This is a genomic window from Streptomyces sp. A18, assembly GCF_059026065.1.
The window spans coordinates 227441-248291 of sequence record NZ_JBWLKL010000004.1 but is presented as its reverse complement, the minus strand read 5'-3'; the positions used below and the strand labels follow the sequence as shown (position 1 = coordinate 248291).

The 20851-nt window shown below is 70.3% G+C and carries 16 protein-coding genes and 1 tRNA gene; 12 read left to right on the top strand and 5 right to left on the bottom strand.

Annotation, left to right across the window (positions count from 1 at the left end):
• Window positions 1-357: 357 nt before the first annotated feature.
• The 3 genes from AC5P1C_RS09165 (at window position 358) to AC5P1C_RS09155 (ending at window position 4234) form a co-directional block, all read left to right on the top strand.
• Window positions 358-1992 carry an MFS transporter gene (locus tag AC5P1C_RS09165; protein ID WP_493865186.1) on the top strand — a complete coding sequence of 545 codons (1635 nt, stop codon included), beginning with the start codon at window positions 358-360 and terminating at the stop codon, window positions 1990-1992.
• Window positions 1993-2114: 122 nt separating this feature from the next.
• On the top strand, window positions 2115-2600 hold the full coding sequence (locus AC5P1C_RS09160; protein WP_493865185.1) for a DUF485 domain-containing protein: 486 nt from the start codon (window positions 2115-2117) through the stop codon (window positions 2598-2600).
• The gene (locus AC5P1C_RS09155) at window positions 2597-4234 is read left to right on the top strand and encodes a sodium/solute symporter (RefSeq protein WP_493865184.1); all 1638 of its coding nucleotides are present in this window, start codon (window positions 2597-2599) and stop codon (window positions 4232-4234) included. Before AC5P1C_RS09160 ends, AC5P1C_RS09155 begins: the two co-directional genes overlap by 4 nt.
• A gap of 109 nt (window positions 4235-4343) precedes the next feature.
• Here AC5P1C_RS09155 and AC5P1C_RS09150 read toward each other — a convergent pair whose 3' ends face one another.
• From AC5P1C_RS09150 to AC5P1C_RS09140, 3 genes are all read right to left on the bottom strand, one after another.
• On the bottom strand, window positions 4344-5228 hold the full coding sequence (locus tag AC5P1C_RS09150; protein WP_493865183.1) for a cellulose-binding protein: 885 nt from the start codon (window positions 5226-5228) through the stop codon (window positions 4344-4346).
• Between the two features lie 313 nt (window positions 5229-5541).
• On the bottom strand, window positions 5542-8193 hold the full coding sequence (locus tag AC5P1C_RS09145) for an SUKH-4 family immunity protein (protein ID WP_493865182.1): 2652 nt from the start codon (window positions 8191-8193) through the stop codon (window positions 5542-5544).
• Between the two features lie 7 nt (window positions 8194-8200).
• On the bottom strand, window positions 8201-9178 hold the full coding sequence (locus tag AC5P1C_RS09140; protein WP_493865181.1) for an SMI1/KNR4 family protein: 978 nt from the start codon (window positions 9176-9178) through the stop codon (window positions 8201-8203).
• A 317-nt stretch (window positions 9179-9495) separates the two neighbouring features.
• On the opposite strand from AC5P1C_RS09140, the gene AC5P1C_RS09135 reads away from it, so the two are divergent.
• Together AC5P1C_RS09135 and AC5P1C_RS09130 are read left to right on the top strand one after the other, a co-directional pair.
• Window positions 9496-10053, top strand: a complete 558-nt coding sequence (locus tag AC5P1C_RS09135; RefSeq protein WP_493865180.1) for a YwqJ-related putative deaminase — start codon at window positions 9496-9498, stop codon at window positions 10051-10053.
• Between the two features lie 111 nt (window positions 10054-10164).
• A complete protein-coding gene (locus AC5P1C_RS09130) occupies window positions 10165-10686 on the top strand; it encodes an SUKH-3 domain-containing protein (RefSeq protein ID WP_493865179.1) in 522 nt (173 codons plus the stop codon).
• Window positions 10687-10713: 27 nt separating this feature from the next.
• On the opposite strand, the gene AC5P1C_RS09125 is transcribed toward AC5P1C_RS09130, so the two are convergent.
• Window positions 10714-12039, bottom strand: a complete 1326-nt coding sequence (locus AC5P1C_RS09125) for a sensor histidine kinase (protein WP_493865178.1) — start codon at window positions 12037-12039, stop codon at window positions 10714-10716.
• 167 nt (window positions 12040-12206) lie between these two features.
• Between AC5P1C_RS09125 and AC5P1C_RS09120 the strand changes: the two genes are divergently transcribed.
• From AC5P1C_RS09120 to AC5P1C_RS09090, 7 genes are all read left to right on the top strand, one after another.
• Complete coding sequence (locus tag AC5P1C_RS09120; protein ID WP_493865177.1) at window positions 12207-13076, top strand: hypothetical protein; 870 nt, start codon at window positions 12207-12209, stop codon at window positions 13074-13076.
• An 11-nt stretch (window positions 13077-13087) separates the two neighbouring features.
• Window positions 13088-13158, top strand: a tRNA-Gln gene (locus AC5P1C_RS09115).
• A gap of 117 nt (window positions 13159-13275) precedes the next feature.
• Entirely contained in the window at window positions 13276-14733 is a 1458-nt protein-coding gene (glmU, locus tag AC5P1C_RS09110) for a bifunctional UDP-N-acetylglucosamine diphosphorylase/glucosamine-1-phosphate N-acetyltransferase GlmU (protein ID WP_493865176.1), read from the top strand.
• A gap of 120 nt (window positions 14734-14853) precedes the next feature.
• Window positions 14854-15831: a ribose-phosphate diphosphokinase gene (locus AC5P1C_RS09105; protein ID WP_266866016.1), complete on the top strand. Its 978-nt coding sequence runs from the start codon at window positions 14854-14856 to the stop codon at window positions 15829-15831.
• A 193-nt stretch (window positions 15832-16024) separates the two neighbouring features.
• Entirely contained in the window at window positions 16025-16618 is a 594-nt protein-coding gene (locus AC5P1C_RS09100) for a 50S ribosomal protein L25/general stress protein Ctc (protein WP_493865175.1), read from the top strand.
• 87 nt (window positions 16619-16705) lie between these two features.
• On the top strand, window positions 16706-17308 hold the full coding sequence (gene pth, locus AC5P1C_RS09095; RefSeq protein WP_493865174.1) for an aminoacyl-tRNA hydrolase: 603 nt from the start codon (window positions 16706-16708) through the stop codon (window positions 17306-17308).
• Window positions 17309-17349: 41 nt separating this feature from the next.
• Entirely contained in the window at window positions 17350-17811 is a 462-nt protein-coding gene (locus tag AC5P1C_RS09090) for a hypothetical protein (protein WP_493865173.1), read from the top strand.
• 77 nt (window positions 17812-17888) lie between these two features.
• On the opposite strand, the gene ppc is transcribed toward AC5P1C_RS09090, so the two are convergent.
• Complete coding sequence (ppc, locus tag AC5P1C_RS09085; RefSeq protein ID WP_493865172.1) at window positions 17889-20621, bottom strand: phosphoenolpyruvate carboxylase; 2733 nt, start codon at window positions 20619-20621, stop codon at window positions 17889-17891.
• Window positions 20622-20851: the final 230 nt, after the last annotated feature.

Below are 20851 nucleotides of genomic sequence, written 5' to 3'. Positions count from 1 at the left end.
GTCCGGCGGCTCGAGCGCCCTGGTGCCCGGCGCAGTCTTCTGCGGGGGAAAACCCCACCCCCGAAGGTGTGGCTCGCCCGCCCCGAGGTTTCCCTGGTCCGCCCCGAGGTCTCCCCGGTCCGCCCCGTCGGCATAAAGCCAATCTAAGAAGCGCCCGCCGCCTTCTCGTCCTCCAGCAGTACGAACGCCCCCCGGTCCGTAGTACGGAGGATCCCCTAGGGGATCTCCACCCGCCGGTGGAGCCGTTCTCGGGGTCGCTCCACCCTCGTGACGAGCGGACACCGGCCCACCTGCCCGGATGCTCTCCACCCCTGCCCCGGAGGCGCACCGGGTGAGAAGGTGGCCCGGAGCAAGTAGATGCAGGGGGAAGGAATCTCGGTGGACGCGGACGACAACGCGGACGACAACGCGAATACGTCGAGCACGGATGACATACGGCGGCGGCGCGGACCCGTCGTCGCCGCGCTCATGCTCGCCATGGCGCTCGCCGCCCTGGACGCCACCATCGTCTCGACCGCCATCCCGCAGATCGTCGGCGACCTCGGCGGCTTCTCCGTCTTCTCCTGGCTCTTCTCCGGCTATCTGCTCGCCGTCACCGTCACCCTGCCCATCTACGGCAAGCTCTCCGACACCTTCGGCCGCAAGCCCGTCCTCATCGCGGGCAGCATCCTCTTCCTGATCGGCTCGGCCCTGTGCGCCGTGGCCTGGAACATGGGCGCGCTCATCGCCTTCCGCGTCGTCCAGGGCCTGGGCGGCGGCGCGCTCCAGGGCACGGTGCAGACGCTCGCCGCCGACCTCTACCCGCTCAAGGAACGCCCCAAGATCCAGGCCAAGTTGTCCACCGTATGGGCCGCTTCATCGATCGCGGGACCGGCCCTCGGCGGCCTGATCGCCGCGTACGCGGACTGGCGCTGGATCTTCCTGATCAATCTGCCCATCGGCGCGGTGGCCCTCTGGCTGATCGTGCGCCACCTCCACGAGCCGCAGCGCGAGCAGGCGACCCGGGGGCGAACCGACTGGGCGGGCGCGCTCGCCGTCTTCGCCTGCGGCGGCGTCCTGCTCACCGCGCTCGTGCAGGGCGGCGTCGCCTGGGGCTGGCTCTCGGCGCCCTCGCTCGGGCTGTTCGCGGCCGGGCTGCTGCTCGCCGGGGCGGTCGTGGTCATCGAGCGGCGCGCGGCGGAGTCGATCATCCCCGGCTGGGTCTGGCGCAGGCGCACCATCGCCGCGGTCAACCTCGCCCTGGGCGCGCTCGGCCTCCTGATGGTCGCGCCCACCGTCTTCCTGCCGACGTACGCCCAGTCCGTGCTCGGCCTCGCGCCGATCGCCGCCGGGTTCGTGCTCTCCGTCATGACCCTGAGCTGGCCCGTCTCCGCCGCCCTGAGCCAGCACGTCTACCGCAGGCTGGGCTTTCGCGACACGGCGCTCATCGGCATCGGCGGGGCCGCCCTCTTCCTCTTCGCGTTCCCCTTCCTGCCCTACCCAGGGCAGGCCTGGCAGCCGGCCCTGATCATGCTGCTGCTCGGCGCGGCACTCGGGCTCTTCCAACTGCCGCTGATCGTCGGGGTGCAGTCCACCGTCGGCTGGTCCGAGCGCGGCACGGCCACGGCGTCGATCCTCTTCTGCCGCCAGATAGGCCAGACCCTGGGCGCCGCGGTCTTCGGCGCGGTCGCCAACGGAGTCCTCACGTCCCGTCTGGGCGGCGCGGGCTCCCTGGACTCGGTGGCGCACGCCCTTGAGAACACCGCGGACCCGGCCGCGGTCGCCGACCCCGAACGGCTGCGCCGTGCCGTCGACACGGCGGTCGACACGGTGTACGTGGGGGCGGGATGCGCGGCGGTGATCGCCCTTCTCGTCCTGGTGTTCCTGGCCCCTCGGCGCTTTCCGGTAATCGGCGCGGAACCCCCGGATAACGGGGATCCAAAGACCCCGGAGAGCAAGCAGAACACCGAACTGACGTCGCATGAAGGCCACATGAATAGACCGGCCGAATAGACCGACCAATCAGTATGTGCAAAACCTTACGCGGCTCTACTACTTACAAGTAACGTGCTCGATTCTCACCTCTCGCTCCCTGCGGTCCCGCACCGGACCGACGCCGCGCAAGGAGAACCGGGATGCCCTACCCTCACCAGCCCCAAAACCCGCACCAGCCCCAAACCCCTCGCCAGCCCCAGAACCCGCACCACTCCTCCTACCACCCCCACCTCCCCCCGCACGACTCCTCCCCCTCCTACCCCACCTACCCCTGGCAGCCCGTCGCACCGCCCCCTCCCCCACCGCCCTCAAGGCTGCCCCGGCACCCCGCACTTGGCCGCCACAGCGACCTGCGCCATCTGCGCAGCGCCTACCGCTGGCAGCGCCGCGTCGCCACCCTCACGGCGCTCGGCTACTTCACGCTCTTCCTGATCCTCTCCGCCTTCGCCCCGTCCCTGATGACGGACACGGTCTCCGGCGGGCTCTCCACCGGCCTCCTGCTCGGCCTGTGCCAGGTACCCGTCACCCTGCTCGCCATAGCGCTGTACGAGTACACGGCCCGCCGCAGGGTCGACCCGCTGGCCGAACGGCTGCGCAAACTGGCGGAGTTGGAGGCCAACCGATGAGCCCTTCCGCCCTGCCGGTGAGCCCCGGAGTCACTCTGGCCGCCGACTCGGCACAGGCCATGTCCCTGGTGGCGTTCACCGCCGTCGTCACCCTCACGCTGCTCCTGTGCGTGATGACGGGCCCCGACCGTGACAACCTCGGCGAGTTCTACACCGGCTACGGCGCCCTCTCACCGATGCGCAACGGCCTGGCCATCGCAGGCGACTACATCTCGGCGGCGACCGTACTCGGCACGGGCGGAGTGATCGCGCTCCTCGGGTACGACGGGGTCGTCCTGGCCCTGAGCACGGCCCTGTCCCTCATGCTCCTGATGTTCCTGCTCGCCGAACCCCTGCGCAACGCGGGCCAGTTCACCATGGGCGACGTACTGACCCGCCGGATGCCGGGCCGCGCCGTACGCATCACCGCGTGCGCGGCGACCCTGGCCGCGCTGATCCCCCTCATGCTGGTGCAACTCGCCGGCGCGGGCGACCTGCTCTCCTTCATCCTCGGGTTCTCCGGCGAAGGCGTGAAGACGGGATGCGTCGTCGCACTCGGCGCACTCATGATCAGCTACGCGGCGATCGGCGGCATGAAGGGCACCGCCCTCATCCAGATCCTGAAGATCGTGATGCTCCTGGGCTCCGGCACGGTCATCGCCGCCCTGATCCTGAGCCGCTTCGACTGGGACCTTGGCGCACTGCTCGCCGCCGCCGAGAAGGGCAGCGGGGTCGGCCCGGCCTTCCTCCAGTCCGGACTCCAGTTCTCGGGCGGACCCAACCCCCGGCTGGACATGATCAGTTCGGAGCTGACGGTGGTACTCGGAGGCGCGTGCCTGCCGCACGTCACGATGCGGATGTACACGGCGCGCAGCGCGCGCGAGGTGCGCCGCTCGATGTCATGGGCGGTGTCGTTGGTGGCACTCTTCGTCATCATCATCGCGATCGTCGGCTTCGGCGCGACTGCGATGCTCGGACGGGCCGCGATCGCCCAGGCGGACCCGCAGGGCAACACGGCCTACCTACTGAGCGCCAAGGCGGTGTTCGGCGCGAACGCATCGACGGCGGAGACCCTCCTCTTCACCACGGTCACCACAGCGATCTTCCTGACGCTGCTCGCCTCGGTCGCCGGAATGATCCTGGCCTGCGCCAACTCCCTTGCCCACGACGTCTTCGCGCACCTGAAGAGGGAGATCAGCCCGCGCAGGGAGATGACACTGGCCCGCGTCTCGGCGCTCGTCGTGGGAAGCGTGGCGATCGTCCTCGCGGTCATGGTCCAGCACCACAACCTGCAGCCACTGGTCACGCTGTCGTTCTGCCTGGGCGCGTCCGCCCTCGCCCCGGCACTCGTCTACAGCCTCTTCTGGCGCCGCTACACCCGCAAGGGCCTCCTGTGGACCCTGATCGGCGGCACCCTGGGCTCCATCATCCTCATGACGGGCACCAACCTGGTCTCGGGCGCCCCCACTTCGGCGTTCCCGAACCACGACTTCAACTGGTTTCCCTTCACCACGACAGGCCTGGCATCGATCCCCCTCGGCTTCCTCCTGGGCTGGCTCGGCACGGTGTCGTCGGGCCCACGAGAGCGGGACGAACAGCGCAGGCGGTACGAGGCGGTGGAGGGCTGGATCTTGGCGGGGGTGACGAGAAGGTAGGCGAGGCAGGCAATCGGCCACCCTCCCAGGGGAACGCGACGCGGGGCGCTCGGCTCGACGCGGGGTGCTCGGGGGGTGGGCGGGAAAAAATCCGCCGCGAAGCGGCGGCCTAGGACACCCGCCCGGTCAGTGCAGCGAGACTGCTCCGCACATGCTCCATGTGCGCCCGCACCTCGTCCCACTCCTCCCCGTGCTCCCGCAGCATCCGCTCGGTCTCCCGGGCGATGCCCTCCTCCCGGACCCCCGCGGCAGCGACCAGCTCCGCGCCCCGTGCCTCCGCGTCCTCCTGCCCGTGCCGTGCGGACTCCTCCGCCTCGGCGAAGGCACGCTTGGCCTCGGACAGGCCGGCCTCGGCGGCGGCCACGAGCGAAGCCTCGTGAGCCTCCGCCTCCGCTTCCCGCCGGGCGATCTCCCGCTCGGCGGCCTCCCAGCGCTCGGCGTGCTCCTTCTCCTGCTCCTCCAGGAGCGCGGCGCTGCGCTCGCGCGTCTCCCGCAGCGCGGCAAGGGCCTCGCCCCGCCACTCCTTCACGTCACGGCGGGCCGCGACCCGCGACTCGTCGGCGGTCGCGCGGCAGGCGAGCAGCCGCTGCCGGGCCCGTTCATCGGCCTCGCCGATGATCTCGTCGGCGTACGCACGAGCGGCCCCACGGACCTCACGGGACTCCGCCTCGGCCGCCTCCGTCACCCTCTTCACGTCGGCTTCGGCCGACGCCCGTACAGCGGCGGCCTCCTCCTCACCCAGGGCGAGGATGGCCCGCGCGCGCTCGCTCAGCGTCTCGTACGTCTGGGGGGCGAGCCGCGACACCACGTCCCGCAGGCGCTCCGCCTCCGCCTCCATCTCCTTGGCGAGGACGGTGAGCCGGGCGGCACGTTCCCACGCGCCGTCGCGGTCCTGGGACAGATCAAAGGCGTACGCGTCCACCTGCTCGGGACGGTAGCCACGTCCGCGCACGGCGACGAAGCCGTGCTCCGACGCCGTTGCACCGCTGCTCATCCTTGAATCCCTCCTCCGACGCACCACGCGCGTACTACGCGATTGGCGCACATCTTGATGGATCAAGCGGAAGCGCTCATAACGCGACACTCCGCGTGTCTCATCCGCTCAAGGATGCGCTATTCCTGCCGGAAGTCGGAAATAGGCGTATCGGCTCCTCCACAGCGGGGCACAGCCCTACTCGCCGCACCAAGCCCGCCGCTTCGCGGCGGCACAAGAACGCACCCGCGGCGGCAAAGGAACGCACGAGGCGCCCGCCCCCACGCAGGGGGGCGAGCGCCTCGTATGCCTGAGCGGCCCGGCAGGGCCCCGCTCAGAGCAATCCGTCCCACATCTGCTCAAGGAGTACCGACCACCAGCTCTCCGGCGAAGCCAACGCCGCCGGATCGAGCGCCGCCAGCTGGCCCTGGAAGTCCACGGTCCAGCGGCCCGCCTGCTCCTGGTTCAGCCCGAACCGCAGCCGCCACATGCGGCCGAGGAGCGCCAGGCAGCGCGCGAACTCCGGCAGGCCCGTGTTCACGAACTGCGGCGGCACCGGAGCACCACCGGGACCGGCCTCCACCGGCACCGCGACGATGTTCGCCGTGCCGTACTGGACACAGATCGCGCGGCCGAAGTCGCTGCCCATGACGAGGTACGAACCGGCGTCCGACGCCGGCTGCACACCACGCTCCTGCGCCGTCTCGGCGAGGGTCGGCACTGGACGCCCCGGCTGGGCCTGCGCCCAGAAGAACGGACCGAAGTCGACGGGCAGACCCGCCACCACCAGCGTGTGCGCCACGAGGTCGGGCACGCCCTGCCGGGAGACCGCACGCTGGTCGAAGCGGAAGATGCCGGGCCCGAACGCGCCCACCAGCTCCTGCGCCACGCCCTCCGGCGGGATCGGCGGCGCGGGCTGCACCTGCGGCAGCGGCGCGCGCACCGGCGCCGGACGCGCAGGACCGTCCGCGACCTGGTGCAACTCGCCTTGGTGCGCGATGAGCTGCTGCATGCCGCCCTGCCGGGACGCGTGGTCCCTGCCGTACGGGGCGATGCTCGTGATCCGCGCCTGCGGCCAGGTCTCGCGGATCATCCGGGCGCAGTACGCGCCCGGCAGCTCGCAGGACTCCAGCTCGGTGTGGAGTTCGAGCACCTGCTGCGGCGGCACGTTCATGCCGCGCAGCTCATGCAGGATCTGCCACTCCGGGTGCGGAGTACCGGGCGCCGAGCGGCGGATGAGCTGCTGCTCGGAGCCGTCCTGCGCGCGATAGCGGAGTACGGCCTGGTAGCCGGGGCCGACGGTCGGCTGACCGGTCGGCGGCTGCGGGTAGCCGTAGGGCTGGCCCGGAGCGGGCTGACCGGGAGCGGGCTGGCCCGGAGCCGGAGGCGGCATGCCGGGGGCACCCGGAGCGCCCGGGGCCTGCGGCGGCAGAGGCGCACCGGGGCCACCGACCGCGGGCCCGGCCAGCTGAGTCGCGGCATGGTGGACGCCGCCGCCGGGAGCGCCAGGAGCACCCGGCGCACCCGGAGGCTGCGGCGCACCCGGAGCGCCGGGCGGGCCGGGAGGCTGCGGCGCACCAGGAGCACCCGGCGGCTTGATCCCACCAGGACCGCCCAGGCTCGGATCGGCCAGCATCGTCGCCGCATGGTGCACACCACCGGGAGGCGTACCCGGAGCACCCGGCGCACCGGGCGGCTGCGGCGCGTCCGGAGACGCGGGCGGCTGAGGCCCGTCGGGACCGAGTGAAGAGACCATCTGCGTCGGTACGTAACCGCCCGCCGGGGTGCCCGGAGCACCGGGCCCGGACGGCGGCGGCGTACTCCCCGGACGCGCACCGGGAGTCCCGGGTGCGCCCGGAGGCGGCGGTGTACTCGCGCTGCTCCCACGCGCTCCACGCGGCGGCGCCTGCGCCTTGCTGGTCGCGGCGTCGGCGATGTCCCCGGCGCCGGGCGGCGCCGAGTGCTGGGCCGCGACGGGATCGGGGCCCTGCGGATAGCCGTACGCGGACGGGTCCGGAGCGCTCGCGCCCGGAGGCGGCGGCATGTTCACCGCGCCACCGGCGGGCGGCGGCGGCAGATTCGGCCCAGGAGCGGCGGCCGGAGGCTGCGCACCAGGAGCGCCGGGCGCACCGGGTCCACCGGGTCCACCGGGTCCCTGCGGATAGCCGTACGCGGACGCGTCAGGAGCGGGAGCACCGGCGCCCGCGGGGGGCGGCGGCAGGTTCGGGCCGTCGAGCGCGGGGGCCACAGTCGTCGACGGAAGGCTGCTGCCGCCGTGCATCAGCGCGGTCTTGGCCTCCGGCGCCACACCGGGCGGCGGGGTGTCGTCATCGTCGCCGCCGACCAGCGGCGGCGCGAACACCGTCGCGGGCGCCGGCACCGAGCGGTCGTCGCCGGACTCCGCGTTGGTGTCCGTACCGGCCCACGGGGTGCCCCCCGCGGGCTCACTCGACGCCCCGGCCGCCGGCCACGGCGTACCGCCACCGGGCGCTTCGGGAGCGGCGGACGCGGCAGGCGCAGGCGCGGCGGGAGCAGCAGGCGCGGCGGGAGCAGCAGGCGACCTCGTGCTCGCGGGCTCCGCCCTGCGATCCTCCGCCCTGCGATCCGGGATGCCCAGCTTGTCCGCCGCTTCCTGGAGCCACTCCGGAGGGCTCAACAGGAACGACGTCTGATTCAGGTCGACCCGCTCCGGCGGGGCGGGAGCCGCTTCCTCCGGCGCCGCGTCCGGGACCCCGTACTCCTCTTCGTACCGACGGATCACCTCACCGACCGGCAGCCCCGGCCAGAGCGAGGCATCCCCGCTGTCACGCGCGATGACGAGCCGCTGACGGCCGCCGTCGGACACCGGACCGTTCTCACGGTCCTCCGCCCACACGACGAAACCGAGCTCGAACTCCCGTACCCGCACCTCACGGTGCTGGTATCCGGGCACATCGCCGTTGATCCACTCCTCGGCGCGCTCCTGCGCCTGCGCGAAGGTCACCATCGACAAGTCACTCCCCCACCGGGACGGCGCGCGCGAAGCCGCCGTCCACCATCAGGTTCGCCACGGTCTCCAACTCCGGCGGATTCCCCGCGAGCCGGGACAAGAACGCGTCGAAGTCGTCGCCGCACGGCAGCAGCAACCGCTGCACCCGCTCGGCAGGCGGCCAGGCATCCTGGTCACGCGCGTCGTCGTACGCGCAGAACCACACCGAACCGATCTGATCGCCCTTGACCTTCACGGCCAGCAGACCACCCTGCACGAAACCGACCCCCAAGTAATCCTTGGTGAGATGGTCGCGCAGACATTTGTTCACGTACACCAGGTCGTTGACCGCGGCCTCGTCCCGCACCGTGAAGAACGGCTGGTCGATCAGGAGGCCGAGCTCCGCGTCGAGCGCCGTACCCACCGGCGCGCAGCCGCCCGCGGCCTTGAGGAAGGAACGGTAGGCACCCGGCAGCCGGTAGCCCAACTCCTCCTCCGTACCGAGGATCTCCTGCTCGCTCACCGCGACCGCCGACTTCGGCAGCGCCAGATGCGCGGGGCGGGTCTCCTGCAGCGGACGCGTGCCCCTCTTGTTCTGGTCGACCGGCGTCGTGGCGAGCCCGCCGTGATGCCGCAGGAGCGCCTTCACCTCCACCGGGACCAGCTCGAGGCGCCTGCCGCCCGGCACGTGGTGCCAGGTCCAGCCGTGCGGCGTCGCCACCGGCGGAATGGTGTCCCACAGCTCATGATCCGCCGCGGCCATCGCCGCGTTCGCGGAGACGTAGTCCGTCAGGCGCAGCTCGTCGACGCCGAAGCCCTCCGGGGGCTCGGCGATCTCGGCGGCCGCACGCGCGTAGGCCGAGAAGTCCGGATAGCCGTGCTCGTCCACGCGCACGCCTCTGGGATGGCGCGTGGCCCGGACCGGGTCCGGGAAATGCACGACCTGCCCGGCGTAGGCCGCGTTCGGCGGCGCGGCTTGCTGCCCCAGCCGACCTGTCGTCATGGCGGTTGCCCCCTGCGGCACTGTTAATGGTTCTGCGGATCACTGTGCATGGATGTCGGTGTGCGTGGATTGTGCGTACTTCGTCCTGCGTTCCGCAGACTGCGGATGTCGACAGCCTATGCGCAAGGACGACACCGGTCACCGGGCCTCCGGTTCCATGACCAGCAGCCACCGGACCGTCACCGTGCGACGAAAGCCAGGCGTGTCGCGGCGCCCCAGCTTCCGCACCACCCGCCCCATTTGGCAGGCTGTCACCGCAACGCGGGGGCGTGGCACACGCGGTCACGACCGCGAGTTGCGGGGAGGGAAGCACCACCATGCACACGGCACAGACCGGCACGGCCGGCCGCACGACGGCCACGACGGCACCTTTGGCGAGCCCCGAGAACCCCACCGGCACAGGGGACCCACGCGTCGACTGGAGCAGCACGTCCGCCCACGCGCCCACCCTGCGACAGCGCCGCGACGGCATACTTCCCACCGTCGCCGCGGCACTCTCCGTGCGCGGCGCCACCCTCACCTGCACCGCGGGACGCGGCGAAGAACCTCCCGCTCTGCACCCACTCGTACAGGACTTCCTCGACACCCTCACAAGCGGCCAGCGCGAACGCTTCACCGGGCGGTGCGCCGAAGCCATCCTCATCTCGCGCCACCTCACGGCGGCCGACGGAAGCCGGTCCAAACGAGCGGCACGAAAACCCATGACCAACGGCGAAGCCCGCAAAGCACTCAAACACGCCAAACTCACCACCCGCCGCATCCGCGAGGACGGCGACCCCCTCCACGGCGCCTTCGCCCGCCCCTGCCGCTCCTGCACCGCCCTCACAGCGCACTTCGGCGTACGGATCGTGGACCCCGCGACACCGGAATCCTGACCCCACCAGGCCGCGAACCAGCGCGAACCAGCCGCAGTCAAACCGCGATCCACGCGATCGAGTCACGCGATCGAGCGCGAACCACAGCCGCGAACCGCAACGAGGGCACCCATGCACACGGAACAGCACACCGACCACCCCACCACCCCCACAGCCGCATCCCCCCGCTTCCCCGTCCCCGTCGACGCAGCCCTGCGCGCCGCCGGCTGGCTCCCCGGACGCTGGGACATAAAGCAGGCCGAGATCTGGGCCGACGTCCTGCGCCGCCACACCTCACCGGCAGGACACCGGCACGCCGTCTTCCCCGCCGCCGTCGAGGCATGGGCCGAATTCGGCGGACTGCACATCACCCCGCAGGGCCCCGGCCGCCACATAGCGCCCGCCACCGTCCACCTGGACCCCCTCTACGGCCTCCACCTGGCCCGCACCCTCGGCGACCTGGGCCGCGCCCTCGACACCGAGGTCTGCCCCATAGGAGAGGAGACCGAGACCCAGGCGCTCCTCGCCATCGACGCCGAAGGCCGCGTCTACAGCCTCGACCACAGCGGCGACTGGTACCTCGGCGCCCACATCGACGAAGCCCTCGCCACCCTGGCATCAGGCACCCAGCCGGAACGCCTCAAGGCGAACTGACCACAGGCGGAGTACGGGCCCACGGAACTAAGCCGCAGCCGCCGGCAACACCGCCGACACCCGGAAACCACCCGCATCCGTCGGCCCCGACACGAACACCCCGCCCAACGCGGTGACCCGCTCCTTCATCCCCACCAGACCATTGCCCCCACTGGGCAACCGGGCGTCCCCGGGCCCCGCCTCCGGCGGCGGCTCGTTCTCCACCTGCATCGCGATCTCCGCGCCACGGTGCGCCAGCCGCACATACGTCTTGGCGCCCGCCGCGTGCTTGTGCACGTTCGTCAGCGCCTCCTGCACCACCCGGTACGCGGTCTGCTCCACATCCGCCGCGTACGGACGCGACTCGCCCTCGACGGACAGATCCACCGCCATCCCCGCCGCACGCGACTGCCCCACCAGCTCATCGAGCTCCGCCAGGCACGGCCCGTCCTCATCCACCGCACGTGAGGCGGCAGCCGCCGCGGCGAACCCCACAGCGGCCAACGGCACCGCATCGGACACCGACCCGTGCCTGCCACCCACCGCGGGCGGACTCTCCCCCGTCCGCAACACCCCGAGCATCTCGCGCAACTCGGTCAGCGCCTGCCGCCCCATGTCACCCACGAGAGCCGCATTCTTGACGGCCTTCTCAGGATCTTTCCGGGCGACAGCCTGCAGGGCAGCAGCATGCACAACCATCAGACTCACTCGATGCGCGACGACGTCATGCATCTCCCGCGCGATCCGGGTCCGCTCCTCATTGCGCGCCCACTCGGCCCGCTCCTCGGCCCGCTCGGCCAGCAGCTGCAACTCACGCTCAAGGCTGTCCGCACGCTCCCGAAGACTCTCCATGAGCCGCCGCCGAGCACCGACATACAGCCCCAACAAGATCGGGGGCGCGGTCACCCCGATCGAGGTGGTGATCGCGATGAACGGTATGAACCCCTCCGCGAACCCCAGCTCCCCGCTCTCCATGTCCTGCCGCGTCCGCACCAGCGTCACGATCAACGTCCCGAGCAGGGACATCCCGGCGAGCGACCCGATGATCCGCCGGGGCAACTCGGACGCGGCCAGGGTGTACAGCCCGACGATGCCCAGGATGATCCCCATCTGGGCGGGCGTGATGGCGATGGAGATGAGCACCACCGCGATCGGCCACCGCCGCCGCAGCACCAGCGAGGCCCCGGCCACCACCCCGAAGGCGACCCCCACCCCCACAGGAACCCCGGTGTCCCCCGCGAACGTGATCCCCTCGGCCCCACATTCCGCGGCCGAGGCCAACGCGAGCCCCACATCCAGCACGGCACTACGCCGCCGCTCCCACCACCACGGCCCGGTCACGGCCGCGTTGTGGTTCTCCCCCGTCGTGGTCATGCCTTCCAGCCTACGGGCGACAAGCCCTCCTTTTCCGGCGAGTTTCGTGCCCGGTGATCGAGCACACGCACTGTTCGACGAGAAGCGAAACCGCCCGGAATCCCTCGAACTGTTGAACCGCCCCCGGATTCCTGCCGGACGTCCGCATTCCGGACAAGGGTCGTCACATGACGGAAATCACGAGCAAGTACGCCGACTTCGAGGGACTGCGGGAGCGGGCGATCGGGCTGCGGCGCGAAGGGCTGAGCCGCCGCCAGATCCGAGACCGGCTGCACGTCGACAACAACGACATCCTCAACCGCCTCCTGGAGGGCGAGCCGCCCCCGGAGTGGACAAAGCGCCCGAACGCGAAGGACGACCTCCGGGAACGGGCGCGGGAGCTGCGGGTCAAGGGACTCACGTACGACCAGATCCAGGTCGAGCTGGGGTGCTCGAAGGGTTCGATCTCACTATGGGTGCGGGATCTGCCGAAGCCGGAGCGGCGCGACCCCTCGGAGCAGGCGAAGCTGGCGGCACGGAAGCGGTGGGAGCACGAGCTGGCGGCGCGGGACGAGGAGCGGCAGCGTGTGAAGGAGGCCGCCGCCCGATCGATCGGCAGCATGTCGGAGCGCGAGCTGTTCCTCACGGGCGTTGCCCTCTATTGGGCTGAGGGGACCAAGGACAAGCCACACGCCCGCCGGGAGAACGTCACGTTCGTGAACAGCGACCCCGGGATGATCGAGGTATTTCTGGCCTGGCTCGACCTTGTCGGCGTGGAGCGCCGACGCTTGCGTTTCTCCGTGATGATCCACGAATCCGCCGACGTGGCAGCCGCCGAGCGCTACTGGGCCGACCTCGTGGGCGCGGACCAGATCTTCAACAAGACGACGCTCAAGAAGCACAACCCGAGAACCGTCCGTAAGAACGTGGGGGCCGCCTACCGCGGCTGCCTGGTGGTCAAAGTCCTTCAGAGTGCCGCCTTGTACCGTCGCATCGAAGGCGCTTGGTACGGCATAGTGTTGTCGGCGCACCGACCGGATCAACCGAATCGGGCATAACGCGCAGACCATCCCGGGTCGTCTAATGGCAGGACAAATGGTTTTGGTCCATTGAATGAGGGTTCGATTCCTTCCCCGGGAGCAGCGCAGAACGGGTCCTGACCGCCACGGTCAGGACCCGCCCTCATTTCCGCCCCACAACGCCCCGGTATCCTGCGGATGTCCACTCCCCGCACATCCGAAGCCGAAGGGCACCCCCGTGAGCGCCAACAGCCCGGCAGCCGTCGTCGTCCTCGCAGCGGGTGAGGGCACCCGCATGAAGTCGGCCACACCCAAGGTCCTGCATGAGATCTGTGGGCGTTCCCTCATCGGGCATGTTCTCGAAGCCGCGTACGCGCTGAGCCCGGAGCGGCTCGTCACCGTCGTCGGGTTCGCCCGCGAACAGGTCATCGGGCATCTCTCCGCCGTCGCCCCCGACGTACGCACGGCGTACCAGCGCGAGCAGAAGGGCACCGGTCACGCCGTCCGCATCGGTCTGGACGAGCTCGGCGGTGCCGTGGACGGGACCGTGATCGTCGTCTGTGGTGACACCCCGCTGCTGACCGGCGCGACCCTACGGAAGCTGGCCACGACGCATACCGGCGACGGCAACGCCGTGACCGTGCTGACCGCCGAGGTCCCGGACGCGACCGGGTACGGCCGCATCGTGCGGGACGGCGAGAGCGGAGCGGTGACCGGCATCGTGGAGCACAAGGACGCCACTGAGACGCAGCGGCTGATCCGTGAGATCAACTCCGGGGTGTTCGCGTTCGACGGGCAGCTGCTCGCGAAGGCGCTGGGCAAGGTGCGTACGGACAACAGTCAGGGTGAGGAGTACCTGACGGACGTCCTGGGCATCCTGCGTGAGGCGGGACATCGGGTGGGTGCCGCCGTCGCTGGTGATCATGAGGAGATCGCCGGGATCAACAACCGCGTGCAACTGGCGCAGGCCCGCCGCACCTTGAACGACCGCCTGCTCACCGAGGCCATGCTGGCCGGTGTCACGGTCGTGGATCCCGCGTCGACGTGGATCGACGCGACGGTGACGTACGAGCAGGACGCACTGGTGCACCCGGGTACGCAGCTCCAGGGTTCCACGCATCTCGGTGAGGGCTCGGAGGTGGGGCCCAACTCCCGTCTGACGAACGTCAGGGTGGGTGCGGGGGCGCGGGTGGACAACACGGTCGCGTACGACTCGGAGGTCGGGGAGCAGGCGAGCGTCGGTCCGTACGCGTATCTGCGGCCGGGCACTCGGCTCGGCCTGAAGGCCAAGGCCGGTACGTATGTGGAGATGAAGAACGCGACGATCGGTGAGGGCACGAAGGTGCCGCATCTTTCGTATGTGGGTGACGCGACGATCGGTGATTTCACCAACATCGGCGCTGCGAGTGTCTTTGTGAATTACGACGGTGAGGCGAAGCACCACACGACGGTGGGGTCTCATTGCAAGACGGGTTCGGACAACATGTTTGTGGCTCCTGTCACTGTGGGGGACGGCGCTTATACGGCGGCGGGTTCGGTCATCACGAAGGATGTTCCGGCGGGTTCGTTGGCTGTGGCCCGTGGCCAGCAGCGGAATATCGAGGGTTGGGTGGCGCGGAAGCGTCCGGGGAGCGCGGCGGCGCGGGCGGCGGAGGCGGCGTCCGGGGGGTCCAGGGATTCGGCAAGCGGAAGCTGACCGGAAACAGGTGCGTCGGACTCGGCGTACCGTGATAGATGCACATCATTTCGGCCGGCTCAGCGCAACGGGACGCGCGGGTACGGCAGCGGGAAGAACTCGTCTGAGGAGACAAGTGCTGTGACCGGGATCAAGACGACCGGCGAGAAGAAGTTGATGCTCTTCTCCGGCCGCGCCCACCCCGAGTTGGCCGAGGAGGTCGCACACAAGCTGGGTGTCGGCATCGTGCCGACGAAGGCTTTCGATTTCGCCAATGGCGAGATCTACGTGCGGTATCAGGAGTCGGCTCGTGGCGCGGACTGCTTCTTGATCCAGAGCCACACGGCTCCGATCAACAAGTGGATCATGGAGCAGTTGATCATGATCGACGCGCTGAAGCGTGCGTCGGCCCGCTCCATCACCGTGATCGTGCCGTTCTACGGGTACGCGCGTCAGGACAAGAAGCACCGCGGCCGTGAGCCGATCTCGGCCCGTCTGGTGGCGGACCTGATGAAGACCGCGGGCGCGGACCGCATCCTGACGGTCGACCTGCACACGGACCAGATCCAGGGCTTCTTCGACGGCCCGGTGGACCACCTCTTCGCGCTGCCGGTCCTCGCGGACTACGTGGGCGCGAAGGTCGACCGTTCGAAGCTGACCGTGGTCTCCCCCGACGCCGGCCGTGTCCGTGTCGCCGACCGCTGGTGCGACCGTCTGGGCGCGCCCCTCGCGATCGTGCACAAGCGCCGTGACAAGGACGTCGCCAATCAGGTCACCGTGCACGAGGTCGTGGGTGACGTGAAGGGCCGTGTCTGTGTCCTGGTCGACGACATGATCGACACGGGTGGCACGATCTGCGCCGCCGCTGACGCGCTGTTCGCGCATGGTGCGGAGGACGTCATCGTGACGGCGACGCACGGCGTGCTGTCGGGCCCGGCCGCGGACCGTCTGAAGAACTCCAAGGTGAGCGAGTTCGTGTTCACGGACACGCTGCCCGACCCGGGTGACCTGGAGCTCGACAAGATCACGGTGCTTTCGATCGCGCCGACCATCGCGAACGCGGTGCGTGAGGTCTTCGAGGACGGTTCGGTGACGAGCCTCTTCGACGAGCAGGCGTAGCCCCTGCGGGCTTACTGAAGATCGATTTCTGGGGCGGCCTCCCCGCCGGGTAGACTCACGGAGTTGCTCGGCGAGGGAGGCCGTACTCATTGCAGTACGGCGGTCCGTTATCGACGCGCTCTTCGTAGCAGGCCAGTAAGTCGTGGCCGGGTGACCGTTTCTGTTCCGTCACCGCTTTATACGAGGAGTGCACATGTCCGAGGTGAAGATCACCGCCGAGGTCCGCAGCGAGTTCGGCAAGGGCGCTGCCCGCCGTCTGCGTCGCGCCGACAAGCTGCCCGCCGTTGTCTACGGCCACGGTGGCGACCCGATCCACATCGCCCTGCCGCACCACGGCACCCTGATGGCGCTGAAGACCCCGAACGTCCTGATCAACCTGGACATCGAGGGCAAGAGCCAGCTGGTCATCCCCAAGGCCGTCCAGCGTGACGCCGTGCGCACCGGCATCCTCGAGCACGTCGACCTGCTCCTCGTCCGCAAGGGCGAGAAGGTCAACGTCGACATCTACGTGCACACCGAGGGTGAGCTCGCCCCGGGCGGCAACCTGCTCGAGCACGTGATGAATGCGCTGCCCGTCGAGGCCGAGGCCACGCACATCCCGGAGTCGGTGACCGTCTCCATCGCCGGTCTCGAGGCCGGTGCGACCGTCCTCGCCAAGGACATCACGCTGCCCAAGGGCACGACGCTCGCCGTCGACGAGGACGCCGTCGTCCTCCAGGTCCTGGCCGCGCAGGCCGAGGAGGCCGCCGAGGAGACCGAGGGTGAGGGCGAGGGCGCCGAGGCCTGAGCCTCGACTGCGATCGCCTGAGTTCCGACTCTGCCAACCGCCGCTCCGCGCTCCTGCGCGGGGCGGCGGTTGGGCTATGAAGGAGACATGCAGATGACGACGGACCCCAGCGCGCCCTGGCTGATCGTGGGTCTGGGCAATCCAGGCCCTGGGTACGCCATGAACCGGCACAACGTGGGCTTCATGGTGGCCGATCTTCTCGCGGAGCGGATCGGTGGCTCGTTCAAGCGGAGCGGGCGCGCGCAGGCGCAGGTGTTGGAGGGCCGGATCGGTCCGGCGGGGCCGGGGAGCCGCCGGGTCGTCCTGGCGAAGCCGATGTCGTACATGAACGTGTCGGGTGGTCCGGTGACGGCGCTGCGCGATTTCTACAAGGTGCCGACGGCGAACATCGTCGCGATCCACGACGAGTTGGACATCGATTACGGGACGCTGCGGCTGAAGCTGGGCGGCGGCGACAACGGCCACAACGGTCTGAAGTCGATGACGAAGGCGATGGGTCCCGACTACCACCGGGTGCGGTTCGGGATCGGGCGTCCGCCGGGGCGGATGCAGGTGGCGGACTTCGTCCTGAAGGATTTCGGGTCGGCGGAGCGCAAGGAGCTGGGCTACTTCGTGGACCGGGCGGCGGACGCGGCGGAATGTCTGGTGATCGACGGGTTGGAGCGGGCGCAGAGCTCGTACAACTCCTGAGCAGTTGACTCAGCGCAGTGCCATGGCCAAGGATCGCCGCCATGAATCTGCTGCTTCTGGGTCGCCGGACGGCCATGGGCGGGCTCGCGGTGCTGCTGCTCGTCGCGGGTGTCTGGGCGTCCTGGGGCACGGCTCAGCACGTGATGCTCGGCGATGAGCGGGAGCAGGGCACGATGCGGGTCACGCGGTGCTCTTCCGACACCTGCGTCGGTTCGTACGTCCCGTCGACCGACGGCTTCGAGCCGCGCGAGCGGGTCGAGATCGACCGCTCGATCGCGGAGAAGAAGGGCGCGCGGATCCCGGTGGCCGTGAAGCCCGGCACCTCTGAGGTCGTGCGCACGGGCGGCCCCGGGTTCCTCCACGCGTGGCTGCCGCTGGGCGGCGCGCTGCTCCTGGCCGCGGTGGTGGTGGCCGGGGGTCTGCGCCTGACCCGTACGGCGTGCGGCCTGGCCCTGGCGGGCGGCGCCCTGCTGACGGCGTCTTTCGCGACGCTGGCGTTCTGACCTGCGGGGATCTATGGGTGGCCTGCGAGTGACCTGCGGGTGGGCGCTCCGGGTCCCGGAGCGCCCACCCGAAAGGGTCAGCCTGTGTTGCGCAGGCCCGCTGCCACACCGTTGACGGTGAGCAGCAGTGCCCGGCCAAGGAGCGGGTCCGGCTCCTCGCCCGCCGCGGCCGCGTCACGCTGGCGCTTGAGGAGCGCGACCTGGAGGTACGAGATCGGGTCCAGGTAGGCGTCCCGGATGCCGAACGTCTGCTGGAGCTCCGGGTGGGAGTCGAGCAGTTGCTCGCCGCCGGTGATGCGCAGGACCTCCTGCACCGTCAGCGCGTGCTCCGCCTCGATGACGTCGAAGACGTGCTTCAGCTCGTCCGGGACGAGCGTGTCCACGTAGTGGCGGGCGATCCGCAGGTCCGTCTTCGCGAGCGTCATCTCGACGTTCGAGAGGAAGTTCCGGAAGAAGTGCCAGTGCTCCTGCATCTCGCCGAGCACGGTGTCCAGACCGTCTTCCCGCAGCGCCTTGAGGCCCGAGCCGACGCCGAACCAGCCCGGCACGATCTGCCGCGACTGCGTCCAGCCGAAGACCCACGGGATGGCGCGCAGGCCGTCGAGCGAGACGCCCGAGCCGGGACGGCGGGAGGGCCGGGAACCGAGGTGCAGGTCGGCGAGCTGGTCGACCGGCGTCGACGCGAGGAAGTACGTCGGCAGGTCCGGGTCCTCGACCAGCTTGCGGTACGCGGAGTGCGCGGCGTCCGAGACGACGTCCATGGCCGCGTCCCAGCGGGCGAGAGCCTCGTCCGACTGGCGGGGGGACGTGTGCAGGGCGGAGGCCTGGAGTGTCGCGGCGACCGTCAGCTCCAGGTTCTCCCTGGCCAGGGACGGGACGAGGTACTTGTCGGAGATGACCTCGCCCTGCTCGGTCACCTTGATCTCGCCCTCGAGGGTGCCCCAGGGCTGCGCGAGGATCGCGTCGTGCGAGGGGCCGCCGCCTCGGCCGACGGTGCCGCCGCGGCCGTGGAAGAGGCGCAGGCGCACCCCGTACCGGTGCGCGACATCGCGAAGCCTGCGCTGGGCGCGGTGGATCTCCCACTGCGAGGTGGTGATGCCGCCGAACTTGGAGGAGTCCGAGTAGCCGAGCATGACCTCCTGGACGTCGCCCCGGAGCGCCACCAGCCTGCGGTAGGACGGGTCGGCGAGCATCTCGTCGAGGATGACGTCGGCGGCACGCAGCTCGTCCGTCGTCTCCAGGAGCGGCACGATGCCGATCTTCGCCCAGCCCGCGTGCAGGTCGATGAGCCCGGCCTCGCGGGCCAGGACGGCCGCGGCGAAGACGTCGTCCGCGCCCTGGCACATCGAGATGATGTACGACTCGATGACCTCGGGCCCGAAGACCTGAAGGGCCTTCTTCACCGTGAGGAAGACCCCGAGGGTCTTCTCACCGGCGGCGTCCAGCGGAGCCGGCGACGGACCGAGCGGCCTGCGCGAGCGCAGTTCCTTGGCGAGCAGCTTCTGCCGGTACTCGCGCGGCATGTCCACGTACCGCCAGGACTCCTCGCCCAGGCGGTCGAAGAGCTGGCCGAGCGCATGGTGGTGGGCGTCGGCGTGTTCACGTACGTCCATGGTGGCGAGCTGCAGGCCGAACGCGGCGAGCGTACGGATCGTGCGGTTCATCCGGCCGTCGGCGAACAGCGCGCCCTTGTGCGCGCGCAGCGATGTCTGGACCAGCGTGAGGTCGTGAATGAGCTCACCGGTGCCGAGGTAGTCGCGCCCGTCCTCGTGGGCGGTGCCGCGGGCCAGGCGCTCCTTGGTGTTCTCCAGCTTCTGCCGGATGCAGGTGGCCTTGAGGCGGTAGGGCTCCTCGGCGTTCAGCCGCTTGTAGCGCGGGCTGATCTCGGGCAGCCGCTCCAGGTCGAGCTGGAGGGAGGCCTTCAGTTCCTCGGTGGCTCCGGTGTAGCGGATGGAGTTGGAGAGGAAGCCGCGCAGCTCGTCGACGAGGGCGAGGGCGTCGTTGATGCCGTGCTCGTGCTGGAGGATCAGGACGTCCCAGGTGACGGCGGGCGTCACGTTCGGGTTGCCGTCGCGGTCGCCGCCGATCCAGGTGCCGAAGGTGAGCGGCCGGGTGCCTTCCGGCAGGTGGACGCCGACGCGCTCCAGCTCGGCGGTGAGGTCTTCCAGTACGTCCCCGACGGCGCCGGCGTGCAGCTCGTCCAGGTAGTAGATGGCGTTGCGTGCCTCGTCGGCGGGCTCCGGGCGGACGACGCGCAGCTCGTCGGTCTGCCAGACCAGGTCGATGCTCTCGGCCAGACGCGTGTCGTGGCGGCGCCGGTCGGACTCGATGACCGGGGTCTCCAGGAGCTCGGCGATGCGGCGCAGCTTGTTGAGGACGGAGCGACGGGCGGCCTCGGTGGGGTGCGCGGTGAAGACGGGGCGCACGTTCAGGTGCTCCACGGTCTGGCGCAGGTGCTCGGGGTCGGCGTCCTTGAGCCGGTCCGCCGTACGGGAGAGGAGTCCGCCCTCGGCGGCACGCCGGGCGCGCAGCTCGCGTCCGCGGTGGACCTGCTCGGTCACGTTCGCCAGGTGGAAGTACGTGGAGAAGGCGCGGACCAGCTTGGCCGCGGTCTCCAGTTCGGTGCCGCCGAGCAGGCGGGCGGCGGCCTCGCCGTCCTCACGGGTCAGGCGGCGGACCTTCTCGACCAGTTCGAGGAGCTCTGAGCCCTCCTGACGTACGAGGGTCTCGCCCAGCAGGTCGCCGAGGCGGCGGATGTCGGCGCGCAGCTCGGTGCTGGCTGTGGTGGTCTGGTCGTCGGCACTGCTCACAGGTGCGGCTCCTTGCAGTGTTGAAGCACGTCAGGTCTGGGAGGGGGCCCCGGCAGGATAGGAATCCGTGTTCCGGGGGAACTAGAGAGAGCGGACCGCGCTGTCCGACCGTTCCAAGGATAGGTGTCACATCGCGGCACGGACTCGCGGCCTCTTGCCGCGGGGTTCCGCGCTGCCATACTTACGACGCCGTAGGTTACGGGACCGTAGATAACGCGGGACCCGTGATC